Here is a 1,469-nt window from a genome sequence, read left to right as displayed (position 1 = left end):
CCCGGATGCCGGCGGCAAAGTCGGACAGCACCGAAAAGACCGGCTGCCCTCTCGCCTTCAAGGTTTCCACGACCGCTGTCAGGGTCGGATGGTCCGGACCGACAACGGCGATGGCCCTCGATTTCGCCGCCAGCCTGCGCATCTGCGAGGCGATCTCGTCGGGAGCCAGGGAACTGGCGAAATCGATGGTCGCAACGCCGCGGAAGCGCTGCGATCGCGAGATGGCCAGTTCGAGTTCCCGCGCGAAGTCGCCGTAGAAGGCATCATTGCCCCGCAGCAGCAGGAAGCCCAGCCGGTACTCCGGCAATTCCTGGCGCATGCGCTGCTTGATAAGGCCGGCGGCGTGGTAGCCGATATCGGTAGCGGTCTCGTAGACGCGGCGCGCTGTCTCTTCGCGCACCGGCAGCCGGTTGTTCAGCACACGGTCGACGGTGGCGACACTGACGCCCGAGATGCGCGCCAGATCTGATATTGTCGGCCGCTTCACCATGCTTGCCTCGTCGGGTTTGCTTGAGCCTTCGTACATCATCCTGATGGGAAATGATAGAAACTATCTTTGTGATGTTGAGTCCATCATCGGTCGGCGTTACTTTGACGCTCGAAACCAAAGGATTTCAGGACATTCGCTCTGGCGGATGCCTTTGCCGAGGGAGGCAATCATGTCCACTGCGCCGTCCCGGCGTGACTACAGCCTGATCGGCCGCGACGCCAAGCTCGCCGTCGAGACCGGCCTATCGGCGGCCGAGTGGTATCACACCGACGTGCCGCGCAAGCAGATGAAGGAGCTGATGCAGCGCTCCGACGGGCCCGCGATCCGCGATACGGCAATCTGGTTCGCCGCGCTGATCGTCAGCGGCGCCGGCGGTGCCTGGTTCTGGGGCAGTTGGTGGTGCGTGCCGTTCTTCTTCGTCTATGGCGTGCTCTACGGCTCCTCGACGGATTCACGCTGGCACGAATGCGGTCATGGCACCGCCTTCCGGACGCAGTGGATGAACGATGCGGTCTATCAGATCGCCTGCTTCATGATCATGCGCAATCCGGTGACCTGGCGCTGGAGCCACACCCGCCACCACACCGACACCGTCATCGTCGGCCGCGACCCGGAAATCTCGGTCATGCGGCCGCCTGATTTGGTTCGCGCCATGCTGGGCTTCGCTGGCGTGCTCGACGCCTGGCATGCGATGTCAGACATGCTGCGCAACGCCGCCGGCACCGTCAGCGCCGCCGAAAAGACCTTCATTCCCGAACAGGAACAGCCCAAAGCGATCCGCGTCGCCCGCATCTGGACGGCGATCTATGCCGCCACCGTAGGGCTGGCGCTCTATACCGGTTCGTTCCTGCCGCTGATGCTGGTCGGCCTGCCCAGGCTCTACGGCGCCTGGCATCACGTCATGGTCGGGTTGCTGCAGCATGGCGGCCTGGCCGACAATGTCACCGACCACAGGCTGAACAGCCGCACCGTCTACATG

General features: G+C 63.6%; 2 protein-coding genes. One reads left to right on the top strand and one right to left on the bottom strand.

What is annotated here, in order from left to right:
• Positions 1-490 (bottom strand): LacI family DNA-binding transcriptional regulator (locus tag EN984_RS34385; RefSeq protein WP_127384346.1); only part of this gene is annotated, 490 nt, incomplete at its 3' end.
• A 169-nt stretch (positions 491-659) separates the two neighbouring features.
• On the opposite strand from EN984_RS34385, the gene EN984_RS34380 reads away from it, so the two are divergent.
• Positions 660-1,469, top strand: an 810-nt coding sequence (locus EN984_RS34380) for a fatty acid desaturase (RefSeq protein WP_127384345.1), incomplete at its 3' end; no start/stop codon positions are given.

This window comes from Mesorhizobium sp. M7A.F.Ca.CA.004.12.1.1, assembly GCF_003997835.1.
In the GTDB taxonomy this organism is placed as follows: Bacteria; Pseudomonadota; Alphaproteobacteria; order Rhizobiales; family Rhizobiaceae; genus Mesorhizobium.
The sequence above is the reverse complement of the archived record's forward strand: the minus strand, read 5'-3'. Positions and strand labels throughout refer to the sequence as shown.